The sequence below is a fragment of the Deinococcus wulumuqiensis R12 genome (genome assembly GCF_011067105.1).
Classification (GTDB): domain Bacteria; phylum Deinococcota; class Deinococci; order Deinococcales; family Deinococcaceae; genus Deinococcus; species Deinococcus wulumuqiensis.
In genome coordinates, this window is the sequence record NZ_CP049357.1 from 755,543 (window position 1) to 781,973 (window position 26,431).

Annotated in this window: 14 protein-coding genes and 1 pseudogene; 5 read left to right on the top strand and 10 right to left on the bottom strand. The window is 59.4% G+C overall.

Translation table 11 applies throughout. From position 1 onward, the window contains the following. Positions 1-4 precede the first annotated feature (4 nt). Positions 5-352 carry a ribbon-helix-helix domain-containing protein gene (locus G6R31_RS03665; protein ID WP_017869321.1) on the bottom strand — a complete coding sequence of 116 codons (348 nt, stop codon included), beginning with the start codon at positions 350-352 and terminating at the stop codon, positions 5-7. Positions 353-589: 237 nt separating this feature from the next. Here G6R31_RS03665 and G6R31_RS03670 point away from each other — a divergent pair, with 237 nt between their 5' ends. From G6R31_RS03670 to G6R31_RS03680, 3 genes are all read left to right on the top strand, one after another. Continuing rightward, positions 590-1,741 carry an HNH endonuclease domain-containing protein gene (locus G6R31_RS03670; RefSeq protein WP_017869322.1) on the top strand — a complete coding sequence of 384 codons (1,152 nt, stop codon included), beginning with the start codon at positions 590-592 and terminating at the stop codon, positions 1,739-1,741. A 2,728-nt stretch (positions 1,742-4,469) separates the two neighbouring features. After that, the gene (locus G6R31_RS03675) at positions 4,470-9,707 is read left to right on the top strand and encodes a RecQ family ATP-dependent DNA helicase (RefSeq protein ID WP_225983197.1); all 5,238 of its coding nucleotides are present in this window, start codon (positions 4,470-4,472) and stop codon (positions 9,705-9,707) included. Then, complete coding sequence (locus G6R31_RS03680; RefSeq protein WP_017869328.1) at positions 9,704-11,806, top strand: hypothetical protein; 2,103 nt, start codon at positions 9,704-9,706, stop codon at positions 11,804-11,806. The genes G6R31_RS03675 and G6R31_RS03680 overlap by 4 nt, the downstream gene beginning before the upstream one ends. A 14-nt stretch (positions 11,807-11,820) precedes the next feature. Here the strand turns inward: G6R31_RS03680 and G6R31_RS03685 are convergent, their stop codons facing one another. Next, a complete protein-coding gene (locus G6R31_RS03685; RefSeq protein WP_017869329.1) occupies positions 11,821-14,364 on the bottom strand; it encodes an ATP-dependent helicase in 2,544 nt (847 codons plus the stop codon). A 307-nt stretch (positions 14,365-14,671) separates the two neighbouring features. Beyond that, on the bottom strand, positions 14,672-14,965 hold the full coding sequence (locus tag G6R31_RS03690; protein WP_017869330.1) for a hypothetical protein: 294 nt from the start codon (positions 14,963-14,965) through the stop codon (positions 14,672-14,674). Positions 14,966-15,064: 99 nt separating this feature from the next. On the opposite strand from G6R31_RS03690, the gene G6R31_RS03695 reads away from it, so the two are divergent. Beyond that, on the top strand, positions 15,065-15,916 hold the full coding sequence (locus G6R31_RS03695) for an endonuclease/exonuclease/phosphatase family protein (protein WP_161617818.1): 852 nt from the start codon (positions 15,065-15,067) through the stop codon (positions 15,914-15,916). 3 nt (positions 15,917-15,919) lie between these two features. Here G6R31_RS03695 and G6R31_RS03700 read toward each other — a convergent pair whose 3' ends face one another. The 6 genes from G6R31_RS03700 to G6R31_RS03725 all read right to left on the bottom strand — a co-directional run bounded on the left by G6R31_RS03700 (position 15,920) and on the right by G6R31_RS03725 (position 23,397). Continuing rightward, complete coding sequence (locus tag G6R31_RS03700; protein WP_017869332.1) at positions 15,920-16,885, bottom strand: metallophosphoesterase family protein; 966 nt, start codon at positions 16,883-16,885, stop codon at positions 15,920-15,922. Between the two features lie 69 nt (positions 16,886-16,954). Further along, positions 16,955-17,374: a LamG domain-containing protein gene (locus G6R31_RS17135; protein WP_373284335.1), complete on the bottom strand. Its 420-nt coding sequence runs from the start codon at positions 17,372-17,374 to the stop codon at positions 16,955-16,957. Positions 17,375-17,995: 621 nt separating this feature from the next. Then, positions 17,996-18,331, bottom strand: coding sequence for a type I phosphoribosyltransferase (locus G6R31_RS03710; protein WP_152524797.1), 336 nt, complete (start codon positions 18,329-18,331; stop codon positions 17,996-17,998). Between the two features lie 324 nt (positions 18,332-18,655). Beyond that, the gene (locus tag G6R31_RS03715; protein WP_017869334.1) at positions 18,656-19,609 is read right to left on the bottom strand and encodes a helix-turn-helix transcriptional regulator; all 954 of its coding nucleotides are present in this window, start codon (positions 19,607-19,609) and stop codon (positions 18,656-18,658) included. Beyond that, positions 19,606-20,559, bottom strand: a complete 954-nt coding sequence (gene cas6, locus G6R31_RS03720) for a CRISPR system precrRNA processing endoribonuclease RAMP protein Cas6 (protein ID WP_017869335.1) — start codon at positions 20,557-20,559, stop codon at positions 19,606-19,608. Before cas6 ends, G6R31_RS03715 begins: the two co-directional genes overlap by 4 nt. A gap of 9 nt (positions 20,560-20,568) precedes the next feature. Then, positions 20,569-23,397, bottom strand: coding sequence for an AAA family ATPase (locus G6R31_RS03725; protein ID WP_025566598.1), 2,829 nt, complete (start codon positions 23,395-23,397; stop codon positions 20,569-20,571). 172 nt (positions 23,398-23,569) lie between these two features. On the opposite strand from G6R31_RS03725, the pseudogene cas3 reads away from it, so the two are divergent. After that, positions 23,570-24,628, top strand: a pseudogene (gene cas3 / locus G6R31_RS03730) (CRISPR-associated helicase Cas3'); the annotation flags it as partial. Between the two features lie 353 nt (positions 24,629-24,981). Here the strand turns inward: cas3 and G6R31_RS03735 are convergent. Next, positions 24,982-26,178 carry a transposase gene (locus G6R31_RS03735; RefSeq protein ID WP_081703130.1) on the bottom strand — a complete coding sequence of 399 codons (1,197 nt, stop codon included), beginning with the start codon at positions 26,176-26,178 and terminating at the stop codon, positions 24,982-24,984. Positions 26,179-26,431: the final 253 nt, after the last annotated feature.

Sequence of the window (26,431 nt, forward strand, 5' to 3'; positions counted from 1 at the left end):
TGATTCACTTCGGTTTGAGTGGTTTGACTGGAAGCACAATACTGTGGCGGGTATCACGTCCGCCTGACACGGCGTCATCTTCCTTTGCGGGCATGGTCGCTTGACCTTTGTCGGCCTGAACATGGCTGCGCAGTGGTGTGCCGTGGATGCTGTACATCTTGAATTGTTCGGTGATGCCGTCCGGATGGACGAGAAGAACTGTCACACCCTGTGCTGTTGCCGCTTCCAGTGGAAGGTAAAAGCGCAGCGCCTGCCTGACCACTTCAGATTTCCCGACACCGGCTTCCGTAGCCAGACGGTCAACTTCGGCGTCCAGGGTGGTTCCGAGATTGACCATAAACCGCTTCGCCATACTCGGAATGTATCATTTAGATACAAAGAACGGTAAGGGAAAAAGAAGGGACACCCATGGGATATCCCTTGTGCTGGTGTGTTGTGGCTTACCCCACAGCCTTTCCCCGGAGCAGCGCTCATAACAGGTCTTCAATACGGCCTTTTCAGAGCGGTAGTGCCGTGGCGAGCGGCAATGCCATCTGAACTGAAAGCCAATGCCATTTGAAATTGCAAATGACACTGATACAAAAGGGTTATGGACGGGTCAGGCGTGGCGGTCAAAGTTATTCAAAAAGTCGTTAAGCACGACAAAAAGACCAACAACTACAAGATTGCCCTTATCCGCGCACTCAATGACCTTGCCCTGACTTACGCAGGTATTCAAGGCAGAGGAGCGGGCGTGGCTGTGCCGCTCAAACTTATCGCCGATCTCTGGTTGGGTTACTACTGGCCTTTCGTAAGTGAGCAGAAGCCCGTTTATCAGGGCGGATTCAGGGAAGGGGCGGCAGATGTGGTATTCAGGCATGAATTGACTCAACTCAAGTGCCTTTGGAAGAACACTGAGCTCGGCTCGGACCGTCCGTCAGACGGCGTCTTGCTGGTGTCCGAAGTCGTCAAAGGCAACGTATCGACTGAGGTCAGGAACAGTTATGACCGCTGCGTTAAAGTGTTGATCAGGGCCATTCAGCAGCCTATCCGGTACGCAGGTGACGGAAATGTCCAATTCAGCGTGTTCACCAGAGTGAAAAGAATCCCCGAGCTTGATCCGCACACTGTGACCCTCCCCCATCAAAACGCGTCCGAACTCTTCACCGTTGTAGACGATGGAATGTGGGAGGACTTCAAGTTCTATTCACTCTATATTGAGGCACTCTGCCTGCACGAATGGGCGCTGTTCGTAGAAAGCGCCGATAGGGACGGTTCAGGAACCGACAGGGGCCAAGTGTATTTAGCACTCACCGACAGACCCGACAGCAGGCGCCCGCTGAGTTGGGAGCGTAACCAGTTTGAACTGTTGATGATGGAAGGCAAGGGCTTGCGCTGCTTCTGGACGGACAAGCCGCTGACCCCCCAGAACTATGACGTTGACCACATCATCCCGATCACCACATTTCCAATTAACGAACTTTGGAACCTTGTCCCGTCCGAATCCGAGTTCAACCGTTTCAAGAAGCGCGACAGGATGCCCGATCAGACCTGGCTTCCCGTCATGCGTGAGCGTCTGCCCCACATTTACCAGACCTATTTTGACCGTCACAACATGCGGAGCATCTTGGAGCGTGGCGTGAATCACCGTTTCGGCGTCGGGAGTATAGGAGATGCTCAGGAACTTTCCGAGGCTGCCATAAGACTGATTTTCGCTATTGCCGATTCACGTAACACGCCCACGTTCGCCAGAATTATTTGACTCCACCTGAACAAAACGCTGCAACTGATGCCTCGGCACACTGTACGTCCCCGGTCTCCGTGAACCAGTATCGCGGTTGGCCGGACTGGACTCTATCCCTGGGCATCGGGAGGTAGCACCTCAAGTTCAGGTGATCGTACAGGCTGGATACATAGGGCTGAAGAGACGCGCCATGCTTACACGGCGATGGCGTTTCTGGCAGCAAACTCGTCTGCCGAACACCCTCACCGGGGCGAGTGTAATGGTACTGAGTAGCTTTGGCGCCCTGCAGCAACTCACGCAACGTGATGTGCTGAGACTGCGAAGAGTCGCGCTGCCTTATCAGATAGCAAGCTTGCCAAACTCAACAATATGCCGGAGGGTCTTCCTACGATTGAGCGATAGGATGCAATCTTGCGGGCTAACGGGAACCAGAACTCTGGTGTATTTGCATGGTGGTAGGGACTAAGTCAGCACCGAAATACTGCTGCCGCCCAGATGCCGACTAGGCCGTGATGAAAAAACCGTGATCCGGGTTTGCGAGCCTCGCGCATTAACAACTAGCAGTGAGAGATGGTCAGGCTCGTGCCAAGCACTGGTAACGTCACTATCCCAGGTATACAAGTCGACGCGTTCCTCACTCTCTTGCCTCACCTCGGCCTCAGCCTAGGCTCGGCTTGCAACGCAGGGGCCCTGGAACCTTCGTATGTCCTCACTGAACTTGGTCTATCGAGAGAGGAAGCCGCTTCAAGTTTGGGGAAAGGTACCACTCCGGAAGAGGTCAAGATGGCGGTTGAAGACATCGTGCGGGAAGTTCAGGAGCTACTGGCTTTGGCCTAGCTTACCGCTCAGCCATACGAGGTTTGCCCTCCTGCGGTGATGATTGCCGCTGCTCACTTGCGTAGTTTTGGACGGAGCCGACGCGTCCATGTCGCGCTGTCCCTGCACAGTAAAGCAGCGATTTTGAGTTGCGATGTGCCACTCTGCCGTCACCTAAAGCGACTGCATTTGAACTCAACCGACGGGTTGATCTGCCGGTATTACAGTTGCGATGACCTCTCACCAGGCGACCAACGCTCTGCGAAATTGAATCCATCAGGTTCCAGCGTTGTCGCGATACGGTGAGGCAGTTGGATACATAAAGCCTACATGACCTGGCAACTTGCGCACGTGTCGAGACCTCACCAGTGACTTCTCTTCGACCCCTTGCTCGCTCTTTGGGCAATGACGGAAGGGGCTACTGCTCTCACGAGAGACCCTCAAGAGCACTGACTTTGAATAGTCACTCTGTGATTTTGGACGATACATCATACTCCTGGTGCGGCCGGAGCCCTGGCAAAAATGCTGCCACCCATCAGGTCGGGATGCGGTTCGGTGCATGCTCATTTGATGCAGACGAGTCACCGTTGGGGCAAGTCAAGGAGAGGTCAGTCGCCGAAATGTATTCCTCTCGATCGGGTCATTGCGTTGATCATCAGTCACCCGTGATCTCCAAAAAACGGTGAGGAGGGTTGCAGCAAATCGACTGTCGGCAACCAAAATGGCAATGCCCTCTACCTACCTGTATCACCCTTGGGGGGTAAGCGGGTCGGTAAAATTGGCTGCGTCGATTGGCATTGGGGCGACATCACCGGCGAGTGCTGCTTGCCAAACTCACGGGTCCGGTGGTGTCAGTGCAGCGATCATGCAGCCATCAACCCCCCTTCAGTAGCACGCCACTTCCGCTGATCTCAACTACTCCGCTCGTCATCTCATGCTCTTTTTCGGGTCACTCATGTGGTCTGGACGGCTATCGCGCAGGCTAAAACGAAGCCGACTCGACACGCCATGTGCAGCCTGACCTGGTCCAAACACCCTCCTGATGAGAAATTATTTGCGCCACCCTGCCTGTCCATGACTGCAGAGAAAGCCAAGCGTGAAAAAAGGATACAGAAATTCGAGAAACGTCCTCCCAGAGAGGGAATATGGCTCTAAGGTCGCCTGTCGCCCCCCGGGCATGTATCGTGGACACTGGAAGAAATGTAAAAATCGGGGTTTTTTGGACAGGCTGTTTGACCACCCTCCTGCACTACTGTTCGCCACCATGCCACTCACGAAATACACATAAAAAATGAGCGTTGCAAGTCTTTGTATCTGAGGGTTCAAGGTCTGAAGGAGACACTCAGTTATCGTCAGTTGTGCGCGCGATGTGCAGAACAATAGCGTCACCGCTTGCCACTAACGCTGCCCTTACCTCATCTCTTGTTGAGGCCATGTGGTGGCAAAAGTGAGTGACATGCACACGCAACAACACCACCGGGGAAAGGTCACAAGCGGTCAAACAGGTTCGGACGCGCAGACACAAAACTGGTGCAATCACTGTTCACGGTGATCGCAACTTTTACTCCTGCTGTGACATTGAATGCCACCTCAATGGTCCCCAAGCCCCAACTTTACCTGGACAATTTCAAGTTCAAATTCCAAATCTTTGAGAGTCGATAGCGGTTCGCAACCCGCCTTCGACGACCTCGACTACCTCTATGGCCACCATGACAGTCACTCGAAGTGCAACTTAAAAACTCGCACTTCGACGACTTGATCAAAGCAAAGGGCTGTACAACAGATGCCCTCTGCACACCACTGACGCCTACCGAAAGAGGATGCACGTCGGTCAATGCCTCACCCACTTGACACTGAGTATGTTAGTTTCAGACGACATCGTGATCACAGTTATCCCCCGAAAGACATTCCACTTTCGCGACGCCGCCTGATGTCTCCGCTCCTGCGCCGCGTCCTCGATTACCTCCGGATGCATGGTCCGCAAACGGAGGAAGACCTGCTTGAGCACTTCGACTTGAAGCGTTCACTGCTTACCCGTCTCCTCAAAGCAAGCCGAAGTCAGTTGCGTCAGCAGGGCGAATACCTGTTCATTCCAGGGCAGGAAGAGCGCGTCGCGGAGTTGCATGGTGTGCCCAAAGAGCACATCACTTCTTACATCATCATCGATACCGAGACGACTTCCGTCGACCGTGCGGAGGCGCGCCTCCTGGAAGTCGCAGCACTCCGGATCGAAAATGGGAAGCTCGCAGGGCAACTCCAACTGCTCGTTGCTGGTGCACGCGTGCCCCGTAACGTTGCCGAATTGACTGGCATCCAACAAGACGAACTGGACCGTGAAGGTCAACCGCTCGCTCAAGTCCTGCAGCAGTTGAGCCAGTTCATCGGCCAGCTTCCGTTGGTCGGTCACAACGCTCAGGCCTTCGACGTGCCTTTGCTCAGGCGCCTGTACCGCGAGCAAGGTCTGCCCTTCCACGTTCCGTTTGTGTTGGACACCATGCTGCTGGCCCCTCTTGCGTTCGCCGGTGAGCAGCCGCCCGTTGAAAGTTTCAGTCTCGAAGGACTGCATGCTCGCTTCTGCGGAGAGGTTCACGACGATGCTCACCGTGCACTAGCGGACTGTGCAGCGACGGCGCGGTTGCTCGACGTCATGATCGCACGCCTGCAAAACCGGCCTGACGACCAACGCCAACTCCTCTCGGTTCTGCCCGTTCCGGAACTTGCTCTGGCATTTTCACCAGCCCCCATTACGCGAAAGGACTTGGAAAGTCTCTCGTCCCAGGTGGCCGCCGCCGCGACAGACGTCAGTGCAGTTTGGAGTCACGGCCGTGAGCCACGGACCATCAGCGACATGCTCCCGACCCCACGACCTGGTCAGATGGACATGGCCGACGCCGTCGCAAAGACACTCAGAGGTCCGGGCCGAGTGGTCGTCGAAGCGCCAACCGGCACCGGAAAAACCAGAGCCTACCTCTATCCGGCACTGCTTCATGGACGACCCGGCCGGCCTGTCGTGATCAGCACGCATACCAAACAACTGCAGGATCAGATCGTCAGTGAAGCGCGCGACCTCAAGGATCAGGGGTTCAAAATTCAGGTGGTCGCCCTCAAAGGTCAGAGCAATTACATCTGCCCGGAGCGGCTCCAACTGCTGCTCACCCGGCGTCACCGTCCTGTGCAGCCGGTCGAGGAGAAAGATGAATCTCCTTCTTCATCAGCCGAACAGGAGCCGCCCGTTGCTCCAGAAGAGTCAACCCAACCCACAGCAGAGTTGCCCGAAGAGCTTCGACTTGGTCACCTCATCATGTCGCCAGGACAGGCCAGAGCCGCCGCACTCCTCGCGCTTCATGTGCAGTCGGGAGAGTATGGCGCCGTTCCCCCCAGCGCCCTGACCCGCTCACCCGAGTACCAGCAGGTCAAGATCATCACTTCGACGGTGGCCAAACGCTGCCGCCCGGCCTGTCCTTTCTCGACCGCCTGCTCTTACCACCGCACTCAGGCTCTGGTGAAGCAGGCCCAAGTGGTCGTGGTCAATCATGCCCTTCTCCTGCGCAACCAGTTGGACGGACTTGAGCAAGAAGAGCTGCCTTTTGGGCGCGTGATCATCGACGAGGCACACGACCTGCAAGACGCGGCCCTCGCCGCCCTGCGTCTGGAAATCGGCAGCGACGCGGTGCTCAGTGTTGCCCGTGAGTTCTTCCGTCGCACGCAGGGTGAACCTGCTGGCCTGCTGGCAAGCATCGAGCGAGCGGCCCGGCAGGCGAAAGATCTGCAACTCGCAACCTATTCACAGAAAGCCTCGACGGCATTTGACTTGCTCGTCGGTCGGGTCGATGCCTGGCAAGCAGCCCTGCGGGCGTTCGCATTGCAGTTCGGTCAGGGCAGCGAAGCCTTTGGATTTCAGGCAGCCATCGACAGCCTGCCGATGCAAAGCGCCGAGTGGCGGGCCGTCGTCCACGCTTCAGAGGACCTCATCAACAGCCTCAAGTACTGTGCAGGTTTCATCCCTTCACTCGCGGAACACTCGGCTTACCGCATGGACCTTGAGGAACTTCAAGCTCGACTGAACAAGCAGATCGAGACGCTGGGGACGCTGCTCAAGCGGGGGCTTCCCGGTGCTTACGTCTATGCTGCACAGGCCCATGAAGACAGCGCTTCACTGTGGGCGGTCCCCCTGTGGCTGTCTTCGCGACTCGAAGAATTGTGGAAAAAGACGGACAGCTTGGTCTTTACCAGTGCAACGCTGCGTGTTCCAGGAACCTGGCCTGCCAAGAACGGGAGCGGTGAGCCGGAGGACTTCGGTGTGTTCGAACGCGACCTGGCTATCCCGACAGCGGAGTACATGGTGTTGCCCCCCGTGCTGCCTTACGACAAGGGGCACGTTGTCCTGACCAATCACCTTCCCCTCGTGCACCACCCTGACTTCCCGAACATGGTGGGTCAGGAGATCAATAACCTTGTTTCGCAAACGCCGAATCAGGCACTGCACATCTTCACGGCGAACGAACGCCTCCGCCGGGCCAGCCGTCAGATCAAGCAGCCGCACCTCAACGCGGTGCGCGACGGAACCCAGCGCACGGTGCAGGAACTGCGTCAGGGTGAAGAGTCGCATGCCCTCGGATCAGCCGGATTCCTGCAAGGGGTCGATATCGCCGACCTGACTTTGGTCAGTCTCGATAAGACCCCTTTTCCTATTCCTGATCTCATCCTCGAAGCTCAGCGGCGCGACGTCAAAGATTTCGAAACGTATTGGAACACCCTGTACCTCCCACGTGCCGTACTGAAGTTCGTGCAGGGGTTCGGCCGACTGGTGCGCAACGACCGTCAGAACCTTCCCCCCGGTGCTTTCGTCGTTTGGGACAAGAGGCTGGCTTTCGCCCATTACCAGGACCGTTTCCTGGGAGCCTTACCGATCCCGCCGCAAAACGTGAAGCGGGCCCGCAACCGTCAAGACTTTTACGACCAGCTCAGCCTGCTGTGGAACCGCCCGCTGATTTTCGGTGAACTTGTTGCCCCGAAATTGCAGGCGATTCACCGCTACCGTGAAGAGTTGGTGGGGCTTCAGGAACCTGCCCGGAAACGCAAGCTTGAAGACGCTCTGGTAGAGCTTTTCGAATTTCCCCCCGGCGGCTTCCGTGAGGGCCAGTACGAAGGTATCGTCGCTGCTCTGGAGGGCATCGACGTGCTCTCGGTGATGCCGACGGGCGCCGGGAAGAGTCTGGTGTTCCAGTTACCGGCTTTTCTCGGGGAGAGCTACACCGTGGTCATCTCTCCGCTGGTCGCCCTGATTCAGGACCAGGTGAGCCGCCTGCAGCAACTCGGTCTGCCGGCAGCCGGTCTTTGGAGTGGGCTCTCGCGCGCTGAGCAGGACAGCACCTTGGAAGACGTCCGCACTGGGAAGGTCAAACTGCTGTATCTGGCGCCGGAAAGAATCCGTAAGGGCGCGGCGGTTCGCAAGCTCCTGCAGCAGCAGCCTCCTGAACGAGTCGTATTCGATGAAGCTCATACCCTGCTCGAATGGGGGCATGACTTCCGTCCCGACTACCTGCATGTTCGCCAGGAGCTCGCCGACCTGGGCGTGAAAGGGGCAGTGAGCGCCTTTACCGCCACCGCGACGCCCGAGATGCGCCGCAAGCTTATTCAGGTGCTCGGTATGGACGGTCCCGAACGTACCCAACTCGGCGTGAAGCGTAAGAACCTTTACTACGAAGTCGTGGACGTGACGGCCAAGAAGGGAAGGCCCCGGAAAGCGCCTGAAGACGAGAAGGTCAAGAAGGTCAGCCGCGACGAGGTTCTGCTCACCATGCTCGCGGGGCTCAAGACCAACCCCGACACCCGGGACGGCCGCACCATCGTCTATGTCGGCAGCCGCGCCAAAGCCGAGCGGCTGGCAGCGATGATCGGTGAGATCGGCATCGAGGTAGCGGCTTACCACGCTGGCCTTTCCCCAGCAGTCCGCACCGAACTGCTCGACCAGTTCCAGGCACGGCTGATTCGCGTCATGGTGGCGACCAACGCCTTCGGGATGGGCGTGGACGCGCCGGACATTCATTTGGTGGTGCACTACGACGCCCCGCTGTCACTGGAAAGTTACGTCCAGGAAGCCGGACGTGCAGGACGCGACCCGAATATTCAGGCGCGGGCGGTCCTGCTGTGGAGCAGCGGCAGCGAACGCCGGGCGAAATACCTGATCGACCACAGTTACCCGGACAAGGCGCAGGCGCAGAGGCTCCTCGACCTCATCAAAAACGGGCACTCTTTCCCGACCCTTTCCGAACTCGGTGCCTGCGAGGGCGTGGACCTGAATACCCTGCCCACCCTGCTCCACCTGCTTGAGGTCAGTGGAGCCATTCGCTACCGCTACGTACCGGGCCTGTGCCGCGTCTACCCCTACTACGGCGTCGACCTGCCAGACGACCCTGTGGTGCAGGACTTGGTGCAGCGCACGAAAGTGGAACCCGTACACCTCTCGCGCCTTTACCGTAAAAGCGCGGCAGCTATCGAAGACCATCTGATCGAACTCCAACGCGAAGGCCGCCTCGGCGTCATGCTGCTCGAGCCCGCACTTGACATCGAGCTTCGGCAGGACCGCATCGAGTACACCGGCTACGAAGAAAGAGTGCAGACCCTGAAACGCGCGAAACATGAACGTTTCCGCGAACTCACCAAGGTGCTGCTCAACCGTCAGGTCTGCCGTAGCGCTCAGCTGCAGTACCACTTCGAGCATCGCGGAGAAAAATGTGGGAACTGTGACGTCTGCGCGCCGCACAAGCCTGCACCATGGGATGGAAACGAATTGGATTTCGACAGCCTCTGGAACCCGCGTAAGGAACTGCTGCGGCTGCTCGCGCACCTCGAAAAGCACGAGCACTTTGTCGGCAAGGGCACCCTGGTGCGTATTCTGCGCAACGAAGAGGTGAAGGCTTTTCAGAACGCCCAGGAAGGCGTTTCCGCCCCCAAGCCCTTTCATTGGAAGGAGCGGGAAGCCCCGAACTTCGGGAAGTTGAGGTTCATCCGGCCACAGGACATCCGCAGTGACCTCGACAAGTTGTGTGAAGAAGGCCTGACGCAAGTCGAGCAGCGGATTTTCCGCGCGGGTGGACAGCCCCTGCCCGTGGTCGTGCTGACAGACCAGGGCCGTAAAGCCGCCAAAGCCTGGGGAGGCTCATGAATTCGGCCTCTGGGAACCTCCTGACCCGTGAGATTGAGGTGATCTTCCTCGAAGACCTCGCCCGTCGCCGGGAGGCGAGTGCTTGGACCTCGACACAGTTGAGTGAAGTCGACGTCCTGAATGCCCTCAGACGCCGCCTGCCCAGAACGCCGCTCACGGTGCAGGATGTCCTGACGGCCGCACAGGGCAGCCCGGCCCTGACCTGCCGCTCTTCGCCCCCAAGCATGATCGACGGACAGCTTTCGAAGCATGTGCTGCACTGCAACCCCCGCAAGCTCCCCGGAGTGACGGCCACCTCAACCCAGGCTGATTTCGGCCGAATCGCTCGGGAATTTAACCGAGCTGGGCGTCAGCCTCTGGCTGGCCTCACTCACACTGAAGTGGCGCTGAAACCCCGGCGGGCAGAGGGAACCGAGAGCCACGAGGGTGTACTCACCGTCCGGAACGCTGGCTACGGCCGGGATGAGGACATTCGGATCATTCGAGTCCTTTGCCCGCCATGGTTGATCAGCACGGTTGACGGCCAGCGCGTCGTTTTGAGGACGAACCCCGCTTTCAATGGCTGCTACCGAGGACCCGTCACAGTGGAAACCACGGCGGGCAAAGTGGAAGCTCAGGTCACAGCGCGCCACTGGCATTGCCCGCCCATCACGGCTGACCCGGTCGACTGGCGCACATTGGTCACGCGACATGCTCAACTGGACGAGCAGGAGATGATCCGTATCGTTGCAGATCATCTGAACACCGCCGGGTACCTTGCTTTGACTGGGGGCTTTTTCACTCGCGTCCGTTCGGACAGCGGAGTGGACGATCTTGTCACCTCGCAGCCGACCTGCAGCTGGACCATTACAGCGAAGAACTTGAAAGAGGCTCGGCTGCCCGCACAGGGGCATCTGCCTCTCGTGCGCCTTTATACCCCCGATGGTCTGGACCGCTATGACGTTCCTTTCGATGGCCAGGCCCTCCACGGTGAGGCGCTCGCCGAGCTTTTCCTGATGTGGGAGGTTAAGGCAGGCAAGGAATTGCACCTGACGCCTTTCCGTGGCCACTATCAGTTCGAGGTGCGTCGCCCGGACACGTGGCTGAATCTGCCCGCCCGCGAATACCGGATGGTGACGACTCTGCAAGCCCTCAACCGAACGCCTCATTTCTGGGATCACCTCGAAGAGTGGTTGGTCTCCACGCCAGTGCAAATGCTCGTGCAGGGCGAGGAAATCGGTCTGCTTCGCGAACTGAAACAGCGCTTCCCGGAGCACCTGAATCTGCGGGTCACCCAGGAGCCGATCGGCGAGAACCGCCTGTACTTCATCACGGATGAGGGCACCATCAAGGCCAGGGGACTTCCCGAAGGTCAACTCCTGCGGGGAGCGAGCTGGCCTGACGCGTTATGGGAGCAGGCCACAAAGAAAGTCGTCCGGACGACCCATACAGGCCAGAGCCACCCAACCAAGGAACTGGGGCAGCCCAGTCGGCCTGCAGTTTCTATAGCTGCTTCCCGACCAGCAGGAAGTCCTGACGGTCCCGATTTCAAGAAAGGCCTTACCCCTTACTTGCCCTGGCGCGGCGTGGTCGCTCATCCGCTGGCCCCACCAGCCAGCCGTGTCCTTCAAAGCATCAAAGACATCCTGCGGGTCGAGGGGCCAATGGTGGGTCATCACCTGCTTCTCCGCTATGCCGAAGCCTTGCAGGCACACACCGACCGGGTGCCCCTGTCCCGGATGCAACTCAAGCGGGAACTCAATCCTCTTCTCCATACCGCGGTGCAGCGCGGGGAGTTGCTCGCGGAAGACGAGTTCGGCACAGGTGGGCAGATCGGGCTGGTCTACCGCCTGCCAGATCAGGACGTGCGCCCGCGGCTGCGTGGTGACCGACCGCTGAGCCATATTCCTAACAGCGAACTCCGGGCGGTCATTGAGGCTTTGATGGCCCGCCCGAACGCACCGACATCGGAAGTCGAACAGGCCGGTCAAGTGCTGGAGGCCTTCGGTTTCGGCCGCTTCATCGAAGGGGGCATCAACAGAGTGAGGCCGCTCCTACAGGAACGGGCCACTCTGGAATCCGCACCCAGTCGTGCAGCCAAGCGGCGCAGAGTGCGTTGACGCTTCCATGCGCCTCAGTTGGTGAGTTTCTCCAGGCGGGCAAATTCGAGGGACATCCGCTTCGTTCCTGCTTCGAAGCGGATTAGGGCCTCGGTCTGCGTTCCCGTCTGCTTCACTTGCAGCACTTCCCCATCACCGAACCGGGCATGCCTGACCCGGTCGCCGACCACCAGTGACGTCACAGGAGCGGACGCCACTGTCCGGCCCAGTGCATCGACCTGTGCCCCTCGCGTTCGGGCGGCCGACGAGGTCGTTTCCGGCTGACTGCCTTCCCGGCTGTGTCCTGCGCGCCGGGCACGGAGCACAGCGTCAAGATCCGGCCAATCGCTGAACTCTGCCCCGTCTGCCGTCACGGGGCCATGAGCAGCGTACTTCTGCAGGTCAAGCAGCCGCTGAAGTTCCTGAGCCGCCAGATCGCTGGCCTGTATGGCAGGCTGCGCTTTCAGACTCTGAAAGCGGCCGAGGAGGACACGGCGTACTTCGGGATTCAACCAGCGCTGCACGAACCCTTCGTGCTCGTAGTGCCCGAGGATTTCTGCTGCCTCGCACGTATCTCCTGCTGACCAACTCCGTGGCCCGCGTTTGAGCAGACCATCCAAGCGGTCATGCTGGTGGACGACCCGGTCATACTTCACGTCTTCGAGGAAGCGCGTGGTGTCGTCGTCATCGCCCACAACCAAGTGCAACTCTTGCCGTGCGCGGGTCATGGCGACGTAAAACACGCGCCGCTCCTCTTCCCCCGCTGCCGCGTCCGCGTGAGGCTTGCTGCTGTAAATGGCCGACGTGCAATCCGGGACGATGACGACAGGCCACTCCAGGCCTTTGGCCCTGAAAGCCGTCATGATCGTGAGTCTTGGCTCCTCGGTCGCCGAACGTTTACGCAGCGTCTCTTCGTAGCGGACCTGTTCGTGCAACTGAGCGAGGTGGGTGACGAGTTCCCCCAGTGAGCGGGTCTGCGCCATTTCGGCCAAAGCGTCGACCATACCGGCCCTCTCCTCACCGAACTCGGTCGTAGGGGCCGTGCTGATCAGGTAGTCGCGGTAGCCGATGGCTCCGACGAAGTCCAGGAGGACGTCGCGTCCCGGCGTGGTGCCCATGTCCTCTGTGAGGAAGCCAAGCCAGGTTGCGAGGACAGCGACGGGCTTCGCGACGTGGCCCGGCTGCCCCTCGGCGAACGCTTCCAATGTGGTCGCCAGCGTACGCCCCGAGCGCCACGCATCCCGGGCGATCCGTTCGATGTCTGCGACCCGCAGGTAGCGTGAGGGTCGGTTGGCGACACTTTTCCAGTGGGCCTGCACCCGCTCACGGCGCTGAGTCGTCAGGGAACGCCCGGCCAGCACGTCGAGATCCGCGAGCGCGAGTTCGATATAGGCGAGCAGTGTGGTGACCTCGGCGCGGCGGTAAAAGGGCGCGGCACCGATCAGCCGGTAGGGGACTCGCTCTTCAAGGAGAACCTGCTCAATTTCGGCGGATTGCGCGTAGGTCCGCAGCAAAATCACGATGTCGTCCGGATTGCGCCCTTCGTTCAGGGCCTGAATGGCCACCCGCGCCGCCTCACCACTGCGGGGGGCATGGACGTGAACGCCGTTGCCTTCGCGAGTCCCCCTCAGACGCTTCGGCGCACGGACACGGTTCTGAGCGATGACCCGGTCGGCCAGCGCGATAACACCGAGTGGGCAACGGAAATTCGCGGGCAAGGTGTATTCCCGAGCGCCATACCGCTTCGCGAAGCCGAGGATAAAACGGGGATGGGCGCCACGCCACTGATAAATGGTCTGGTCGTCGTCACCGATGGCCATGTAGGAGCGGCAGCCGCCCGCCACCAGGTCCATCATTTCACTCTGGGCGAGGTTCACGTCCTGAAACTCGTCCACGCTGACGTAGTCCCATTGAGCGCGGATGCCTTGCAATAGGGCCGGGAACCGACTCATCAGCATCCACGCCGCGACGATCAGGTCGTCGAAATCGAGTTTTCCTTCCCGCCGCCGCAATTCGTCGTGACGCTCATAGACCTGTGCATAGAGGTCAGGGCCGCCCTGTGGCTCGGTGATCAGGGCGGCGGCTTCCGCTGGTAGATCCTGCGGGACATAGGGCAAGCGCAGGTTGCCCTTCTGTATGCCAAGGTAGGTGTCGAAATCCTTGAAAGTCATCTGCCGCAGGCGGGCCGCGACTTCACGGTCGTCTTCGGTCAGGTCTGCCAGCCACTGTTTACGCGCTTCGCCAAAAAGGCGCTGGCTGAAATGCTCCTCGCCGATGACGAGGTCGGTGAGTCCCATCTGACGTGCCCGGTCCACAATCCGGGTCGCCAGGGCATGAAGGGTCAGTGTTTCGACACCCGCGCACTCCGGATATTCGGCCAGTTTCTCACGCAAGCTTCTGCCGGCTTCACGCGTGAAGGTCGTGGTGAGGATGCGGCCAGGGCGAACTTTCCCATGGTTGATGAGGTGCCGAACACGTCCAACCAGGGTCGTCGTTTTTCCACTTCCGGCAACGGCGAATACGAGGGCATGCCCTTCCCCGTGTTCCACGATGCGCTGCTGTTCGACCGTCCATTCCATTCACCCGATAGTAAAGCCTTCCCGGACAACAAATTCCGACAAACGAAACCACTGTTGCTGAGTGTCTGAGGCACAGCAAAGACACATACATCGGAGAAACATACAGGTTTTCAGATTGCCTTCAGCCGAACGTGACACCACAAAGCTTCAAAGAAAACTGAACGAAAGAGGACTCTATGCAAGCATTTTCTACATATACGGCGTCTCTGAATGGCACCCGGTTGTGCCATGCCCACGTCATGACCTACATCATCAAAGTGGCCGGGGCGCAGGGCCCAGCCCTCCTCCAACAGACTCAGCAGTTCACTCATGTCTGCTGTTCAAGCCACTGACGGCCCAGCCCGAGTTCGAACGCCTTGACCTCGACCAGCAGGCGCGCCGTCTTAGGGGGCTTGTGCAGCGCACGCTCGACACTTCCCCAAAGAGTGGTGCCGCCTCCTGGTGCTATGTGCTGGTCGTTGGTGGTGTCATTGTCACACAGGTGAACATGATGACCGAGGTAGGGGGCCAATGTCTCGATCCAGGTTTGTGGTGGGGGGCCACCGCGCTGCCTCATCAGCTGGGCGTGCCCGGTGCGCACCGCGTCACTGTACGGAAACACTTGCTTCCAATGATCGCCAGCACATGGGGGAAAATTGACACATTATTGACCCGCATACGGTTTTCTACGGGTATGCGCCGATTGGTTATCCTGTGCGGTTTGCTTACCACCGTAGCTGCCGCTGCCCCCATGAATCTGAAGGTCATGACCTATAACATCCGCTACGACGAGCCTAAGGATCCCTTCGTCTGGGATGAGCGCCTCGCCCCACTGTCGGAGCTAATCGTCAGCCAGCAACCTGATGTGCTTGGCGTACAGGAAGCCCTGCGATACCAGGTGAGCGACCTGGCCAAGAAATTGCAGGATTACGCCTGGGTAGGAGTGGGCCGTGGGCCGGACAACCCCAAAATGGAATACTCCGAAAAGGCGGGGGAGTTCAACCCGATTTTCTATCGCAAAGACCGCTTCGAGGCCCTTGGCAGTGGCACTTTCTGGCTTTCCGCCACCCCGGATAAGGCCGGATCGTTCGGGCCGGGTTTCGGCCTGCCGCGCATCAGTACCTGGGCCAAACTACATGAAAAGACCACTGGCAAGACTTTCTTCGCTTTCAATACCCATTTGCCCTACGAAAGTGGCGAGCGTGGTCGGCGGGATCGCCGTTTCGCCTTGCAAACGCTGCTGAGCAAACTCTCCGGCATGGCGGGCAGCCAGAGCGTCATCCTGACCGGCGATTTCAACAGTGACAGCGCGGACGCTGGGGAACGAACTGCCGTTCACTCGCTCTTGGAAAAAGGCTTTCAGGATGCGGCCCGCGCTCCCAAGCGAAGCGGACCGGACAACACCTTCTACGGCTTTGAAGTCAACAACAAAAATGGAGCGCGACTCGACTACATCTGGGTCAGCCGCGCTCCAGCCGTGACGCTGAACAGTTACCGGGTACTGGACAACAACAACGGGAAGTATTACTTCTCCGACCACCTGCCTGTTGTCGCTGAAGTAACCCTGCCCTGATGCTCAGCCCAGGCTGAAGCCACTCGGCACGTACTCCACCTTGACGCGCCCATCGTTCCACAGCTTGATCAGGCCGTAGCCCGGCGCGGTGTCCTGAATGTTGTTGTACCAGGACCCCGCCGATACGGCTCCATCGTTGGCGTAAACGACCCCCGCCAGCAGCACCTGATCGATCAGGTGGGTATGTCCGGAGAGGGTCAGCTTGACCTGCGGATTTTTCTTGAAGAGGGACTTGAGGCGTGGCGCGTCAAGGTGCATCAGGCTGCCGCTGACCTTCCAGTCGCCGCTGAGGTTGTTCGAGCCGTCCAAAAAGGGCGTGACGGCAAAGATCGGCGCGTGTGACAGCAAGGCGGTGGGCTTCTGGGCATTCGCCGCGAGGTCGTCCTTGAGCCAGCTCATCTGGTCGCTGTCGAGCTTGACGACATAGTCACGGTCCTCACCGGGCTGAATATCGTCCAGCACCACGAAATGCCACTTGCCCTGATCGAAGCTGTAATAGGGCTTGTCCATCTTCAACGCCTGCATGATCCACTTTTTGCCCCACAGCGGCTCGTTGCCGGTGGTGCCGCTGCTCTTTTTGTCCCAGCCCCAGATGTCGTGGTTGCCGATGGCGTGACGCACGGGCACCTTGGCTTCCTGCGCAAATACTTTGACCGCCCCTTCGATCTGCGGACGCACGACATCGGCGGGCTTGTTGAACGCCTCGGCCAGCAGGTCACCGCCTTGCAAAATGAGCTGAGCACCCTGTGCCTGGGCATGGCGAATGGTGGCTACCAAGCCCTGAGCAGAGACACCGGGCTTGAGGCGGTCTTTGTCAAGCAGATCGACGCCGAAGTGGATATCGGTCAGGTGGGCCACGATCAGGTCGGGTCTGTCGGTGGCTGCGCTCTGCGCTTCGGCACGGCCCAGCAGCGGCAGTCCGGCAAGAAACGGCGCGGTCTTCAAGATGGAACGGCGGGTCAGGCTCATCTCTGGCTCCTTTCAAAAGAGTCGTAAGCCACAGAGCCTCACTGGGCGCTGCGGCTTACGGCAGGGGAATTATTTCTGGGTGATGGTGTAGAGCTGCGCGACTTCAGCGCTGGTCAGCGCGAAGGGATAGATCCGCACTTCGTCCATCGTGCCGGTAAAGCCGCGGCCCTTGGGTTCCTCAGCGTTGCGGCCCAGGTTCCAGGGGAAAGAGGTGTACTTCAACTCGCCTTCGACTTCGCTTTCCTGAACCAGCTTACCGTCCAGGTACAGACGGGCTTCCTGACCCTCCACCACACCGACCAAGTGGTGCCAGTTGCCTTCCCAGTCCTTGGGTTGAGCCAGCTCGGTTTCACCACGACGCCAGCCCCCCGTGAAAAAGGAGATTGAGCCGTTTTTGGCGTCTGTCTTGAGTACGTTCCAGTCACCCTTGGTAAAGAAGTCGGCGTAACCGCGCTGCTCGCCGGGCTTGACCCAAACGCTCATGGTCATGTTGGGCGTTGGCGTTTCCAGTACGGCGCTGCGGGGGAATTCGATATAGGAGGCTTCGCTATCGAAAGACAGTCCCTTACCGACCTTGCCCGTCGGGTACTGCACCTTCCCGATGACTTTGCCGTCGTTGCCGTAACCGGACAGGTCAGCCAGTGGGTTTTTGCCATCGAAGTTGAGGTGCAGGATGGGGCTTTGCAGGCGGTCTTTGGGCACGCCGACCTTGATGATCTGAACGGGCTGACCAGCCAGCGTCATGCGGTAGGTGCCGTCCTTGGCGAGGTTGACGGTGTAAGTCGCCACGCCGTCTTTGAGCGACACAGGTTTGAAGACCTGCTTGGAGCTACCGATCTGGCTGACTTCGAGGTTGCCAAGCTTAGCGAGGGTGGTGGCGGCCGGAACAACCACTTTGACCGTGACCGCTTCGCCCGCCTGGGGGCTCAGGGGAAGGAAGCTGACTGCGGGCTGGGTCTGCTGAGCAGCAACCATTCCGAGCGACGCGGTGACCAGAAGAGCAAGCATCTTTTTCACCCGCTCAAGCTATTTGTACCGTGTCAAAGTTGGGTCACTGTGACGTCTGCTCCTCGTCAGCCGCGTTGGAGTACTTGGCGAAATGCGGCACATTCATTCCCGAACACCGTGCCAAACGACTCCTTCACCCTGTCGACAAAGGGGGCAATGTTCGGCTGAAAAGGTTTGAAACGGATGTCCGTCCAGCGTCACCAGCATCAGTTCCAAGGCGGTACGGCTCAACCATGCACTCACGCCGAGAACCTCATGGCCTTCGTCTCGTAGGAATTTGACTACCGCACGCGTGCCTTGGCCTGTGCAGATCAGGTCATCGATATAAACAATGCGCTGTGGCGACGAGGGGACGTGCATGCGGTGCCAGTGGAGCGGCTCATCGGTCAGAGCGTAGGCGACAGGAAGGTCAAGATGCAGCCCCAGCTTCACGCTCACTATCCGGCTACCATTATTGGAAGCGTGAACGGCAAAGTGTCCTGGTGGGTAAATCTGGCTCAGGCGTTGACACCCTTCGGCATGGGCTGGCTTTTTACACAGTTCGGGAGCTATTTACCCTCTTTGCTCCTGCTGAGCGTCCTGGCGACCTTGGCCGCTGTGGCTGCACAAAGACTGACAAGCCGCACCGAAAACGTCCCTGCTTGCTGAGGAAGTGAAGCCTCAGGGCACGTCTGAAGCGATAGATTTTGAGATCGTTTGTGCCAAAGTTTTTCCAGAGAGGCTTGGAAAACGCCGGAAAGGCAAGATGAGCACTGGAATGACTTATTTCTGACTGTATCGGTCAAGCAATGCCTGGGCTTCAGCCAACCACAGTGCACGCACCCAGTCCGGCGAGATCACTTCTACTCTCGGTCCCCATCCACGAATCCACGCCAGAACTTCGACGGGCAACTGCTGGTGGTTGAGGGGAGCACGCAGGGTCAGACGGTAGTGTTCGCCGTCAAGTGAGGAGGTTACCTGACCAGGCCAGCGGCGGTGCGTCACCCAAGCCAGAGCCTCCGGGGGAAACCGCAGCGTGATGACACAGGAGTCGTGGCCGCCGATGATGCCCCACGCTCCGTCGAGTTCACAGCGCGGGTCAAAGGAGAGATCGGGGCTGAAGTCATCCTGCCGCCGAACAGCGTCGGTGAAGCGCGACAGGTGAAAGGTCTTGACTTTGTCTTGTCCCCTGCGCCGAATGAACACGTACCAGTCCAGATTGGTGCGGTTGATTTCCATGTACGCGATATCGCCCACACCTTTTCTCGGCTCGCCACCGGGTTTTCGGTAGGTGAACTCCACGGCCTGACCCCAGCACCAAGCCGCCGCCAGCGTCTCCAAAATTCGGGGCGTATCCCCCTGCGGCTCGTGCAGCGGCACTCCTGCACGCAGCTTCTCAGGCAGCGCCTCACTCAGTTCCAAGGCGGCGCGGTGGTAGACGCGGCTGGGCGTAGGGGCATGGTGATGCAGCATCCGTAACAAGGCATGGGTGATGACCGCACGCACCGGGTCAGGTTCGCCCACGCTTTCTGGGGCGAGAAAATAGCGTTTGGGTCGCCTTGAAGTCTCTTGCACATTCCAGCCTTCGGAACGCAGAAGCCGGAGGTCACGCTGAATTTCCTGCTGGGTGCATGCCAGGGAGTCGGCAAGGGTGGTCGAGTCGAAGGCATCTTGTTGCAACAGACGAATAAGGCGCAGAAGACGTTGGCCCTGGCCCCGTTTGCGGGTGACGGTCAAGGCAGCTCCTCAATGTCGTATAGCCCAGCCCCGAAATGCGCCCATTTGCCCACGCCCAGTTGCTCTCCTAGGCGCAGGAGCGAAGCAAAGGGCGTGAAGTCCCCGACGTACTCCAGCGTTCCCATCACACCTTCAATACTGGTTTTCTCGCCGGGGCGACGGCCTTTGCGAAGTTGCGAGGCGGGGCGTAAATATTGGTAGGTCGTCTGAATGTTCCGCGCCAGTTCGGGCAATGCTCCAAAGTCCGCGCCCAGACTTCGACGCCCGCCGTGAACCTGCTCCAAGTTGCTTATGCGCCGCTGCAACGCCCTGACCAACACCGTAAATTGGATGTCCTCGGCCATGACACCACCATGCTTAACGTGAAGTGGGGAGCGCAGATGCAGCCGAATCCGCGCCGCACTGATGGCAGGCAGGTCAGCAGGCCGCATGAGGAGAGGCGTGAGGTGAACGCTAAGGTCTCCGCCGCGCAGCAGAGTCACCTCCTGCCCCGTGTACGGTTGAACGCTGACCACCTCGTCCAGTTCCAATCTTCCTCCGGTGCGCCCAATACCCTGTTCTCCGACTTCCCGCAGCGCCGCCAACATGTAGGGCAACTGCGGCAAGGCCACACCAACCACCACCAGCCCGAAGGTCAGAGATTCCCCAGCCTTAATGACCTGTTCTGCGCCATACGCGACTCGGAAAATGACCGGCCTCGGCGGTGTCGCCAGCGAAGATGCGCCGACTTCTGGGGGAAGCAGGGGCGCGTAGCTCAGCCCGTACGGGCAAATGGAACGCAGGGGGCAGCCCACACAGGTGTCGCGCTGTGGCTGGGTGCAGGCCAAGTTGTACAGTGCCCGCCCGAACGCCCCTTCCAGCTTGGAACCGGGAAAGGGCGGCAAGCGCACCTCCTCACGGGCCGTCAGTGTCACCCGCAAAACGGAAAAGGGAAGGTCGAGCGGGAGCATAGAAGGATGCTAGAGCGTTTCGGCGTCTTTCGGTGACGCCAGCCAGCCCCGTGCCAGAGGGTCACTCAGCAGGCCGACGTTCACCCACTGCGGCTCGGCATTCGGGGCCAGCACCAGTCCGACATGCATTTCAGGATTCAGAACGTAAGAGCCCATCTTCACCCGTTGCCATAGCTTGCGAGCGGGCACATAATTGCTGCCCACCTCGGCGCGGGCCAGCACGTGGTTGAAGTAGGAACGCTTTCGCCGCTGCTCTCTTAGCACGGTGGTCGGAAAATGCTCCAGGTTGGTTTGCAGCGCGTTGACGAAAAAGCCGCCTTGCCGTTCCCGCAGGTCATGCGGCGAGAGATGGGGCTGCCCCAGCGCCGACGTGTAGTGCGGCAACTGCGCGAGCATCACGCTCAGGAAGTAGTATTCGGCCCCGCCGCTTTGCAGCCGCACGAGTTGCTCACCGACCTGCACGTCGAGGTGAGTGGGGTGCAGAATTTCCCACAGCGGCCCCAGCCTCGTGCGGGCGTACTCTTCGTCCTGCATGGCCCGCCAGAGCGAGAGCATGTGCGGCGTGCGGCCATACAGGTCGGTTTGACCGATGTCCGCGCCGCGTGTCAGCAGTTCTTGGACCAGCGCGGCGTTGCCCACGAGGGTCGCCAGCATCAGCGGGGTCAGGTTTTCGGGCGTGCGGTGGTCTACACCGTAGCGTTCGGTGTCGGCCAGAATCGCCCGCAGGTTGCCCGCCTCGTAGGGCTTGCGGTACTTGTCGAGGATGGCCTGACGCTGAATCCGGCGGTCTTTGTCGTTGTTGCGCAGGAACGACTGCGCGGGCTTGATTTTCAGCCCCGCCAGTTCGGTCAGCAGCCGCTCGTCGAGGTTCAGCAGGGCGAAATCGGTCAATTCCCGCGACTTTTTCACGTCGCCCGGATGCTGCTGGGCGTCACGCTGCATTCGCGCCAGCACAGGCGGCGTCCAGATTTCCCACGGCACGGGCTTTTGCTGCAAAATCCGCTGCCGGATGTCGCGGGCCTGCTCCTTCTTGCCCTGCAGTTCCAGCTTGCGGGCCTCGCGCTCCCAGTCGTCGCGGGAGGCTTTCTTGGCCCCCAGTTGCTCGGCCTCGTCGCCCAATTCCACGCCCAGCAGCGGCAGGAGCGGATGCCGCGTGTCGTTTTCGACCAGAATTACCCGTTCGACAGCCCGGGTGACTGCCACATACAGCGCATTGACATAGAACTTGTAGATTTCCAGCGACTTGTCGGCCTTGTCCCTGGCGCGGCGGTAGCTCAGCTCGTCGGTATCTCGCAGGTCGGCGCGGGTCACGCCCTCGGCAATCTCGGCGTAGGTCTGCCGCGCCCCCGAAATGAAGTTGTGCAGGATGATGTTGGGGTATTCCAGCCCCTTGGCCTCGTGGACACTGAAGACCAGCGGCGTGCCGAACGCGGCGCGGGCCGCAGGCTTGTCCTCGTCGCGCAGCACCAGCACGGCGTACTCGGTACTGTCGCGGGTCTGGTCGTCGAGGTGCTTTTTCACGCGCTTGTCGTCGGGCAAGAAGGTGACCGAACCGCCCTCTGCAGCGACTGCCCGCACCAGAAAGTTACTTTCCCTATCCACGCTGCCGAAACGGGCGTGCTTGACCTTCAGGATGTCGTTGGCGACCTGCGTGACGTGGCGCGAGTTGCGGAAATTGGCCTGCAACACGCTGATTTTCTGCCGCTCGCCTAGTGCGGGGTCTTGATACAGCAGCGACTTGACGGCGGCCCACGAAAAGAAGTTTGGGTGGACAATCTGGTTGGAGTCGCCGCACAGTAGGAATTGTCCGGGTGTTTTGAGGGTGTGCAGGATAAGGGCCAGTTGCGCCGCCGTGAGGTCTTGCACCTCGTCCACCACCACGAAATCGTAAGTGGGGGCAGCGTCGTGGCGATAACTGGCGGCCAGCAGACTGGAATCGTACAGCCGCGACTCGTCCAGCCAGCGCAGATACTTGCTGAACAGGTCATACACGCCCGCACGCTCGCTGGCGGCGTAGATGCTCTGGCGAATGCCGAGGCCGAGGTACTCCTCACGGCTCAGCGCCCCCGCAGGCGAACTGCTCAGCACACCCCTGAATTCCTCGAACAGTTGGTGCGCGTCGCCGCCCTTCAGCCCCGGCTGGCGCGTGACCCAGCCCCGGAAATCCTCGAACGTCACCTCGCGCCCGCTGGGGACTCTGATGGTTCGCAGAAAGTCGGCAAAACTCAGGAAACTGACCTCCTGCGCCTCGTTCTCGAACCCGTGCGCCCCGTACAGGCCCGCCGCGCTCTGGGCCAGAAACTTGGAGAGCGTGACGTACAGCACCCGCCCCGGCATCTCGCGCAGTTTCTGAAGGGTCAGCGCCGTTTTTCCGCTGCCCGCCGACCCCACCAGAATGACGGGCGCGGGCGTGCGGTACACCGCGTCCTGGGTGTCGTCGAACGAAATCACCTTGTCCAGCAGGTGAAATTCACTGCGGGCAGGATTCAGGTAACGCAGTTGCTGGGCATCAGCATTCACCGCCGCCACATTGAAATCGGGCAGCTTGGCCTCGTCAATAGGTGCTCCCCGCAGGAAGCGCGACTTCTCGTAAGCGTGTTGGTGAATGACTTCCAGCGCCAGACACACCGTTTCGGGCTGGCCGCCCTCTGGCTCGTGGCGCACGAAGGTCAGCAGCAGGCGGTTGGTGTCGTCCAGTTTGGCGCGGTAGTAGGTTCCCTGCGCCAGTTTTTTGATGTCGGGCGTCTTGAAATCGTCGCGCTCGACCGCTTCCCTCACCTTCTTCAGCTTGGCTCCCAGCTTGCCGATGTCGAGGTCATGGTAAGTCAGGAAGCGCATGAGCGACAGGATAACACGTTCCATTCACTAGGGCAGAATAAAAATGCTAACTTTCCGAAGTCGTCTCGACTTTGCTGGCTTATCCCTACGGTAGGGAACTGAAATTAGTGAATGGAGGGGCGACATTTCTGTTGCGTCATCCAAAGACGCTTCCTTATGCGAGGCTTGCCACATGGACACGGCGGACCACCTACAAAACCTTTTTGGGCAACTTCCTTACCCTTATCAAGTCCGTACCGCCGAAGCCCTGTTCAGCGGCAAAAACGTCATCCTCCGCGCTCCGACAGGGGCAGGCAAGACTGAGGCGGCACTGGGGCCGTTTCTGCTGGCACGTCAGCAAAGGCATGGGGATTTTCCGCTGCGGTGCATCATCGCTTCGCCTATGCGAACGCTTGCAAAAGACCTATTTGAGCGGGCACAGAAGGCAGGCGAGCCGCTGGGCCTCAAGGTCAAGCTTCACACGGGTGAAGACCCCGCCGACCCGCTGCTGGAAGCGGACATCATCATCACGACTTACGACCAGTTACTCAGCAACTCCCTGCATGTGCCGTACTCGCAAAGCTGGCGCAGCCGCAACATCGGCGCGGGCGGAGTAGTCGCCAGCTACGTCGTGCTGGACGAGTTTCACCTGTTCGACCCGCAGCGGGCCTTCCGCACCACGTTGGAAATGGCGCGGGCACTAGAAGGGGTCACGCCGTTCCTGTTCATGACGGCAACTCTCTCCGAAGACCTGACGCAAAAGCTGGCGGGGGCCGTGGGTGCAGAGTTCATTACCCCGACGGCTGACGAACTGGCGACCATGAAAAGCCAGCAAAAGACCCGCCAGATTCGCCGTGTGGACGCACTGCTGAGTGCCGAGGCTGTCGCAATGGCCCACCAGCGCCGCAGCATCGCCATTGCCAACACCGTTGACCGTGTGCAGGCACTCTACGCTGACCTGAAGGGGCTGAAACGTGACGACACTGAATTGGTGATGCTGCATTCGCGCTACTTCCCGACACACCGCAATGAACACGAAATTCGGCTGAAAGCATTGTTGGGCAGGGAATCCAGCGCAAATGTCATCTTGGTCGCGTCGCAGGCGGTGGAAGTCGGCATCGACATCAGTTCCGAGCAACTACACACGGAACTCTGCCCTGCCAATGCACTGCTGCAACGGGCGGGTCGCAACGCGCGCTACGCGGGTGAACACGGAGTGGTCAGTGTCTACGCCCTTCCGGAGAAGGACGGCAAGCCCGACGTGATGCCATATAAGGGACAAGATGAGGTGATTCAGGCGACTTGGGACGCTCTGACCGACTTGCCTGAAACCGTCAACCCCGAGGCCGAAGCGTGGTTGGTAGACCGTGTGCATACCACTGGTGATGAGGCCAACTGGGATGCCTACGAAAGAAGCCGCACCTCAAAATTGCGCAGCAAAATGAACCAAGCCTTTGAGGGCGACCGCTCTGCCCGCACCGACCTCATCCGCGACATTCAGAACGTCAGCCTGTTGCTGGTCAGGCCGAACACCGACCTGAGCACATGGGATGAAGTCAACAGACTCGAGCGCCTGAGTGTAACGAGCTGGCGGCCTGACAAACTTTATGAGAGAGGGCGTAAAACCAGCGTCCAGCCGACTTCCAGGAGCGTGCTGGGGTCAGGGCATTTCTTCTTCCGTTTGCCCAGAGTTTCTGGATCTGGCCCACCTGGCAATGCCAGGTGGGTAAACACTTCGAGGCCGCGACTGAGCAACCAGCGCATGGCCCGTTCCCCAATTTTGAGATAGCTCAGTCCGCGTTGCCAATGCGGATCCACCATCCGCCGTTTGCCTTCGGCAACGATTTGCACGCCCTTGGTGATCAGGAAGAGCGTGGCCAGCGCCAGAATCATGACGAGCCTATTCAGGCTCGCGACATCACGCAGCTTCGACGACTCCAGCCCGTGGAGACCACTTTTATCGTCCAGGAAGCCCTCTTCGATTTGGAAGCGTTCGCCGTACTCGGCGAACGTCTCCAGACCAGTCGGCTCACTGCTCACGACCTGCCACTGCTCCTGAGCGTCTGTCGGTCTAGCGAGCGCCACATGGACTGGGCCAAAAACCTGCCCAGTGATCGCGACGTTGTGGAAACACCGGGTCTCTCTGGGCTGAAGTCGAATTTCGTCCAGTTTGCACAGGCGCTGACCCTTCAGGTCAGCAAGGATCAGGTTCGACTTGATACGGATGCGGTAGTGCCAACCACAGGCCCAGAGCCAATCCATGAGTTCAGTGTCACAAAAACCCCGGTCAGCAAGGAGCCGGACGTTACGAATACCGAGCACGTCAAGGATGCCTTTGACACGGGCGAGCAGGGGGAGAAGCTGACGGGTCGAAACCTGGGCACTTTCGTGTTCGATCACTTCTTGGTGCAGTGGAAGAGCGCGTCCACGGAAAAGAACCGCAAAGCGAATCAGGCAGAAGTTCCCAAAGAGCATACTGGTGTCCAACGCGAGCACCAGACGGTGCTCGCCCCAATGTTGAAGAGCTTGGAAGACGAGCGGCGCGTAGGTCTCGAAGGGATCAACCTTCGGGTTCTCCAGAAACCTCCGGCCCTGAATCTCTCGGCTTTGCGCAAACTGCGCTTTCGAGATTCGTCCGCTCACCCACGCAGGAATGGAGCAGGTTTGGCTTTCCAGACAGCCTGCAATAAGCCAAGCGCAGGTGTCCGCGTTGCGGACATCGTTCCAGGGAAGGGTACTCAGGAAGGGGCGAACATTCTGGTAGAGTCGGGGAACGTCCCCAAGGAAAGTTTTTGTCGTCACAAACAGAAATTGTCCCCTATCGGGGACGTTTTCTCATCAAGTTTGTCAGGCCGCCAGATAGTGCAGAGCAGCTTTGCCACATACTAAGACTTTATACGGGCAAGCAGACAGATGCTGGCTATACCATGTATCCCCTATCTATGCATCAGATTCGTCAGCGTTTATACCGGATTCAGCGCGAGCTTATTGAGAGCCGCCTCATCTCTGGCATCAAATCAGTAAACACTGGCAGTATCTGATTAGCGCACCTGGA

Excerpts from the sequence above, each read along its gene's own strand:
- G6R31_RS03665 (WP_017869321.1), bottom strand. The coding sequence starts at position 352 with ATGGCGAAGCGGTTTATGGTCAATCTCGGAACCACCCTGGACGCCGAA.
- G6R31_RS03670 (WP_017869322.1), top strand. The coding sequence starts at position 590 with ATGGACGGGTCAGGCGTGGCGGTCAAAGTTATTCAAAAAGTCGTTAAG.
- G6R31_RS03675 (WP_225983197.1), top strand. The coding sequence starts at position 4,470 with ATGTCTCCGCTCCTGCGCCGCGTCCTCGATTACCTCCGGATGCATGGT.
- G6R31_RS03680 (WP_017869328.1), top strand. The coding sequence starts at position 9,704 with ATGAATTCGGCCTCTGGGAACCTCCTGACCCGTGAGATTGAGGTGATC.
- G6R31_RS03685 (WP_017869329.1), bottom strand. The coding sequence starts at position 14,364 with ATGGAATGGACGGTCGAACAGCAGCGCATCGTGGAACACGGGGAAGGG.
- G6R31_RS03700 (WP_017869332.1), bottom strand. The coding sequence starts at position 16,885 with ATGAGCCTGACCCGCCGTTCCATCTTGAAGACCGCGCCGTTTCTTGCC.
- G6R31_RS17135 (WP_373284335.1), bottom strand. The coding sequence starts at position 17,374 with ATGACCATGAGCGTTTGGGTCAAGCCCGGCGAGCAGCGCGGTTACGCC.
- cas6 (WP_017869335.1), bottom strand. The coding sequence starts at position 20,559 with ATGCTCCCGCTCGACCTTCCCTTTTCCGTTTTGCGGGTGACACTGACG.
- G6R31_RS03725 (WP_025566598.1), bottom strand. The coding sequence starts at position 23,397 with ATGCGCTTCCTGACTTACCATGACCTCGACATCGGCAAGCTGGGAGCC.